The organism is Kiritimatiellia bacterium (assembly GCA_028715905.1).
Lineage (GTDB): Bacteria > Verrucomicrobiota > Kiritimatiellia > JAAZAB01 > JAAZAB01 > JAQUQV01.
The window spans coordinates 1-5952 of the sequence record JAQUQV010000095.1; the positions used below are offsets into that span (position 1 = coordinate 1).

Annotated in this window: 5 protein-coding genes; 4 read left to right on the plus strand and 1 reads right to left on the minus strand. The window is 56.3% G+C overall.

The genetic code is table 11. The features are described 5' to 3' along the window. On the plus strand, positions 1–533 hold a 533-nt coding region (lipB, locus tag PHP98_11470; protein MDD5484247.1), incomplete at its 5' end, for a lipoyl(octanoyl) transferase LipB. A 296-nt stretch (positions 534–829) separates the two neighbouring features. Beyond that, positions 830–1975, plus strand: coding sequence for a DegT/DnrJ/EryC1/StrS family aminotransferase (locus PHP98_11475; GenBank protein ID MDD5484248.1), 1146 nt, complete (start codon positions 830–832; stop codon positions 1973–1975). Positions 1976–2094: 119 nt separating this feature from the next. Here PHP98_11475 and PHP98_11480 read toward each other — a convergent pair whose 3' ends face one another. Next, complete coding sequence (locus tag PHP98_11480; GenBank protein MDD5484249.1) at positions 2095–3276, minus strand: Gfo/Idh/MocA family oxidoreductase; 1182 nt, start codon at positions 3274–3276, stop codon at positions 2095–2097. 150 nt (positions 3277–3426) lie between these two features. On the opposite strand from PHP98_11480, the gene PHP98_11485 reads away from it, so the two are divergent. Both PHP98_11485 and PHP98_11490 read left to right on the plus strand, forming a co-directional pair. Further along, positions 3427–3900: a hypothetical protein gene (locus PHP98_11485; GenBank protein MDD5484250.1), complete on the plus strand. Its 474-nt coding sequence runs from the start codon at positions 3427–3429 to the stop codon at positions 3898–3900. Continuing rightward, entirely contained in the window at positions 3890–5821 is a 1932-nt protein-coding gene (locus tag PHP98_11490; GenBank protein MDD5484251.1) for a SpoIIE family protein phosphatase, read from the plus strand. Before PHP98_11485 ends, PHP98_11490 begins: the two co-directional genes overlap by 11 nt. Positions 5822–5952 lie beyond the last annotated feature (131 nt).

A 5952-nucleotide genomic window follows, 5' to 3' on the forward strand; every position in this document is an offset into this window, starting at 1 on the left:
CATCGCGCGGCGGCGCGGTAACTTTCCCCGGACCCGGCAAACTTGTCATGTATCCCATTAGCAGGCGGGGGGCGGGGGGGGCGGCTGCGGCGGATGGGGCGGGGGGTGTGCGCGGTTATCTCGGCGCCCTTGAAGAGGTGGCCATCCGCACGGCTGAGTTTTTCGGAGTGCGGGCCTGGCGGCGCACGGGCATGACCGGCGCCTGGACGGAGGGAGGCAAACTGGCGGCCATCGGGGTAAGGTTCAGGCGCTGGGTATCGTATCACGGCATGAGTTTTAACGTGAACCCAGATTTGTCGGGATTTGCCGCCATTATTCCCTGCGGCTTGGCCGGCGAAGAGGTGGCTTCGCTGGAAAAGTTGCTCGGAAAAACCTGTCCCTCATTGCGTGAGGTTCGCGACGCTATGGCGGGGCAATTTAGCGCCGTATTCAACCGGGAACTTTCCGCCCCGGATTCACGCCTTTCGCTGGCGGGCAATGCCCGCCTGAGCGAAAGCGAATATTGCCGAAATTCGTGCAATATTCGGGTTTGACATTTGAATGTAGAAATCTAAACTTTAAAAATACTGCCGCATGTCCTTTGTTATAACCACGTTAGTTTTTGAAATAACCAAATGGGTTATTTCGAAAACTTCAGGTATAACGAAAAACAAAGCGGTGTTTTTTTATGTTAATCAAAGGCCAAAGGCGGGTTCCATTTTTCAAGGTTGAACAGTTGTGCGTTTATGATAAATAAAATCGGCAAAAAACGGGGGCGATGATGCGGAAATTAGCATTGTTTGGCGGAAAACCGGTAAGATCAGCTGGTAAACAATGGCCGGCCTGGCCAATGTGGGATGAGCGGGAACGGCGCGGAATTATCAAGGTGTTGGAGTCCGGCAAGTGGTGGTATGGCGAAAAGGTGCGCGAATTTGAGGAGGCTTTTGCCGCCTTCCAGAGGGGCAGGTATTGTGTTACGGCTTCCAGCGGCACCACTGCTCTGGAAACCTGCCTCTTGGCCCTTAACATCGGCGCGGGCGACGAGGTGATTGTTCCGGCCTACACCTTCATGGCCACGGCCAGCTGCGTCATGCGGGTGGGCGCCAAGCCGGTTTTTGCCGACGTCAATTCCGCTGATTACTGTGTTAGCGCCGATTCAATCGCGGCCGCTATCACGCCGCGCACCCGGGCGATCATGCCCGTCCATTTCGCGGGCTTCATGGCCGATATGGACGCCATTATGAAGCTGGCGCGGAAGCGCCGTCTTAAAGTGGTTGAAGACGCCTGCCACGCCTGGGGAACCGTCTGGAAGGGGAAATTCGGCGCGGGCGCCATTGGCGACTGCGGCTGTTTCAGCTTCCAGGCCAGCAAAAATATCACCGCCGGCGAGGGCGGCGCCATTGTCACCAGCGATGAAAAACTGGCGAACACCTGCCGGTCATACACCAATTGCGGCCGCGGGGCAAATACCCCCTGGTATCAGCATTTTCTGATGGGAAGCAACCTGCGCCTGACCGAGTTCCATGCGGCCATATTGCTGGCGCAGTTGAGCCGTCTGCCGAAACATATCGTCCGGCGCGAGGCAAACGCGAAAATATTGAACAAACAATTGGCGGGAATTCCGGGTTTGTATCCGGTGCCGGACGACAAACGGGTTAGGCCGCGCTCTTATCATCTTTTCTGCATCCGGTTTGAGCCCGCGGAATTCGGCTGTTCGCGGTCTTTGCTGATCAAGGCGGCCAAAGCCGAAGGGCTTGATCTTGTGCCGGGTTATCCGATGCCGCTTTATAAGCAGCCCATGTTTGCCAGCCGGCGGGAGTATAAAAAAATGTTTTTGCCCGGCACGGAAAAACTATGCCGGGAATCCGCCCTCTGGTTCCGGCATCATCTTCTGCTGGGCACGCGGGACGACATGCGGGATATTGCCGCCATTTTCGGCAAGATTCACGCCCATGCATTGGAGTTAAAGTCTCTCGCCTGCTCGCCGACCCGCTAGCGGCGCTCGCCGTGAAGGGAATGCGGACGATATTTTTTGCGCGAGCGCAAGAAAATGCCGTCCGCGTCCATTCGTTTTCCGCCGCGCGCGGCATGTGTTGTATTTTCCGTGAGAAATCCCTACCGGATAACGTCCCGATTGAAATAATCGGCAATCTTTTTCGGCACGGACGTGATTTTAACCGGGATTGATCCGTGCCGCAGGGAATGGGCCGCCGCGCAGCCCGCCGCCACGCTGTAACGCGCCGCGACGGCTGATGTTTTTATCATTGTTTTTCCGCGGAGATAGCATAAAAACTCATTCACGATCCGCGGGTCCGCCCCGCCGTGGCCGCCGGTGTCGCGGGAAATGAAGAATTGCTCGTCTCCGTACGGCTGATAATAGTTCTGCTTGTTCCAGAGCCGGACCACGCATGCGCCGGGCGTATCGCCGAAGTTTTCCATTCGGCCTTCCGTGCCGATGATGGTGTAATTGCGCCAGCCGTCGGGCGTGTAATGGCATTGCTGGTAGGAGGCAAAGACGCCATTCTGGAGTTCCATCAGCATCATGGAAATATCTTCAACGTCAATCACCGGGTTCAAGCCTTTCTGCTTGAGCGGCGGCCAGTTCTCCAGATGCCAGCTGGCGTCGCCGCGTTCCGATTTTGGATGGCGGTCCTTGATTTGATCATACACGGTCAGACCGCCCATTGCGCTCACCAGCCGGCTGTGTCCGCCGCAGAGCCAATGCAAAATGTCAATGTCGTGCGCGCCTTTTTGAAGGAGCAGACTGGTGGCCTTGGACCGTTCGGCGTGCCAATCCTTGAAATAGGCGTCGCCGCCATAGGAGACAAAATGGCGGCACCAGCCGGCCTTGACTTCGCCGATGGCGCCCCGGTCAATCAATTCCTTCATTTTGCTGGTGAACCCCATATGGCGCATGTTGTGGCCGAGATAAAGCTTGACCTTGTTTTTGCAGGCGGCTTCCAGCATGCGGTCGCAGCCCTCGGTGGTGATGGCCATCGGTTTTTCAACATAAACCGATTTGCCCTTTTTCATGGCCGCCAGCGCCTGTTCTTCGTGCAGGAAATCGGGCGAGGTGATAAAGACGGCGTCAAGATCGTCCCGGGCAACCAGTTGCTTGTAGTCATCGGTCAGGAAAACCTCCGGCCCGTATTTTTCCTTGAACTTGCGCAACGCTTCGGGATTGGGGTCGCAGGCGGCGGTCAGGCGCGCGCATTTTTCAGGCTGATGGGCATGTCCGGCCAGCGCGCCTCTTCCGCCGGCGCCGATCACGCCGATTTTCAATTCCTTGTTTTTCATTTTCTGCATACTCCTTTCAGGTTAAATCAGGCGCGGCCAAAATCATTCCGGGAATAAAAAATTGACGACAGTATCCATTAAATATATCTTAAATCAAGTCCAAAAACATTCCCCAAAAGAATAAATTTTCGGCGGATGGCGAAAGAAAATATGAAACGATGGTTTTCCGCGGTTTTGGCCGCGCTGCTGGCGCAGGGAGTATGCGCCGGGGATTGTTCTGAATCAACCGCGGTGAATTGGCCGGGCTTGTGCCGCGACATTGCCGAAGCTTCGCTGGATGGCTGGCGCTATGCCCGGGACAATCCGGAAGAAACCCTTGATATTGTCATGGAGGATGTCCGCCGCGGTCATTTTCCGGACAACCGCGCGCATATGAAATGGATGCTGGAAAAGATCATCGTTTCCATTTTTTCCGGTCAGGGCGATGCATGGCAGTTCGGCGTGTTGTCCGAAACGCAATACAATCGCGCCGCCGCTCTTCTGCGCGAGCGGAAACTGATCCGCGCCGCGCCGGCATTCGGGGAATTTCATCCGTTTGCGCCGGCCTGCGGCGCAACTGCGGGGGGCGGAGGCGTTCCGGGCGGACCGGAGCTCCGGGAGAAAGGGGCGGGAGATGCTCATTAACCGCAGCATAGCGGTCCGCCTGGCCCTCCTGGTTGTTTTGGGGGCGGGATGTATTCTGGGCGCGATTATCGGATACAGTTATGTCAGCGTGCGCCGCATGCTCATGGACGATCTGGAGACCAAGGCGCGTTACATGGCGTCGGCCACGGTCAACCGCATTGAAACTACGGCGCGGTCGGTGGAAAAGGCGGTCCAGGGGATGACCGTTGGCCTGGAAATGCAGTCTCTTTCCACGAATGACATGTATCAACTCCTGCGGCGCACTTTGGAGCAGAACAGCGGCAATATTTACGGCGCGGCCATCGCCTTGAACCCGTCATTAAACGGACAAAAACCCGATTACTGCGCCCCTTACGTCTTTAACGAAAAAGGGCAACTGGTTTGCAAGGACCTTGGCGCGGATGATTATCGCTATGACACATGGGACTGGTTTTATCTTCCGCAGAAGCTGAAAAAGCCGGTTTGGTGCGAGCCTTACTTTGACGAGGGCGGCGGCGGTATTCTTATGGTGACATACAGTTGCCCTGTTTTTAAAAGCAATGAGTTTTACGGAGTCGTAACCAGCGATGTTTCTCTTGAATGGCTGAGCGGGTTGCTGGCCTCGCTTTTGAAGAAGGAAGTCGGTTATGCCTGGCTTATTTCGGCAAACGGAACATTCATTGCGCATCCGCGGCGCGAATTGATCATGAATGAGACCGTTTTCAGCACGGCCGAAATCAATCCCGATCCGCTCGTTCGCTCCGCCGGCTGGCGGGCGGGCCGGCGGATGGTCCGCGGCGAAACTGATTTTATTCCTTTTACCAGCGTGGTTTCCGGCGAAAAAGGCTGGCTCTTTTTTGCGCCGGTTCCGGCCACCGACTGGTCGCTGGGCGTGATATTTTTCAGGAAGGAACTTATGCGGCAGATTTTCAGCCTGAACCGCGTGAACCTTATGCTGGGCGCGGCCGGTTTCGCGCTGATTTTGCTGGTGGCGCTGGGCATTGCGCGTTCCATTTCCCGCCCGTTGCGCCAACTGGCCGGCGCCACCCGCCTCATGGCCCGCGGCGAATTGGACAAGCCTTTGCCCCGGGTCAGGGGGGAGGATGAGGTCGCCCAGCTGGCCGGCGCTTTTGAGAGCATGCGGGGCGACCTTAAAACGCACATCGCCCGATTGCAGGAGACCACCGCCGCCAAGGAACGCATTGAAAGCGAACTGCACATTGCCCGCGCGATCCAGATGGACATGGTGCCGAAAACGTTCCCCGTCCGGAAGGAGTTTGATCTTTTCGGCATACTGGAGCCCGCGCGCGAGGTCGGCGGGGATTTTTACGACTTTTTTATGCCGGATGAAGCGCATGTTTTCCTTTTTATCGGCGATGTATCCGGCAAGGGCATGCCCGCGGCCTTGTTCATGGTGGAGGCCAGAACGCTTTTGCGGGCTATTTGCCGCACGGAACGCAGCCCGGCGGTCATTTTGCGCCATTTAAACTCGCAACTGGCGGAAGGCAACGATTCCAACATGTTTGTGACCATCTTTTGCGCGCTGGTTGATTTAAAAACAGGCGAATGTAAATACAGCAATGGCGGCCACAATCCGCCGTTTATTGTGCGGTCCGGAGGAGAGGCGGCGCAGTTGCCTTTGACCGGCGACGCGCTGGTGGGTATTATGCCGGCCTTGATTTTCAACGAGAAATCCTTCAGTCTGGCGGCCGGCGACACTGTTTTTATGTACACCGACGGCGTCACGGAAGCCATGGACCGCGCCGGCGGCATGTTCGGCGAAAACCGCGCCACGGATGCTTTGCGGCAGAGTCGCGGCGTCAGCGGCGAGCAGATGGTTAAAATCATGCGCGAAAAACTGCGCGTTTATGCGGCCGGCGCGGAACAATCCGACGATATCACCATGCTCGCTTTCAGGTTTCTGATCAAAACCGGCCGGTAGGCGGCATGTGTTTATATCCATGGCGACCGGCCTGCGAAAGGTTTTGAGTGTTGCGTTGTAAAGCCAGGTTGTCAAACGACTACGCCGGTTGTTTTTATGCTGGCGATTTATTCCTTTCTTTGTAAAAAAAA